At 71.2% G+C, this 274-nt stretch carries 1 protein-coding gene; it reads right to left on the bottom strand.

The window, feature by feature from the left end; genetic code table 11:
- Positions 1 to 274: TolC family protein (locus tag ACVA58_RS28080; RefSeq protein WP_446513519.1), on the bottom strand; the 274-nt coding region annotated here is incomplete at both ends.

Here is a 274-nt window from a genome sequence, read left to right as displayed (position 1 = left end):
CTGCCGGGACAGCTCCGGCGTCAGCGGCTGGCCCAGCAGCAGCACCAGCGCGTTGCGGTCCTTGGCCGCCTGCCGCGTGTAGGCGGCGCGGTTGGCCTCGGCGGTGCGCAGCGCGATCTCCGCGCGGCGCAGGTCGAGCTGCGTGGAATTTCCCGCTTCCACCAGTTGGGTGGTCAGGTCATAGGAGCGCTTCTGTGTGGCGAGGGTGTCGCTCGTCAGGCGCAGCAGTTCCTGGTCGGCGCGCAGCGTGAGGTAGGCGCTGGCCACCTCGGAC

This window comes from Photobacterium sp. DNB22_13_2, from assembly GCF_052873915.1.
This window is presented reverse-complemented; position numbering and strand designations above follow the sequence as displayed.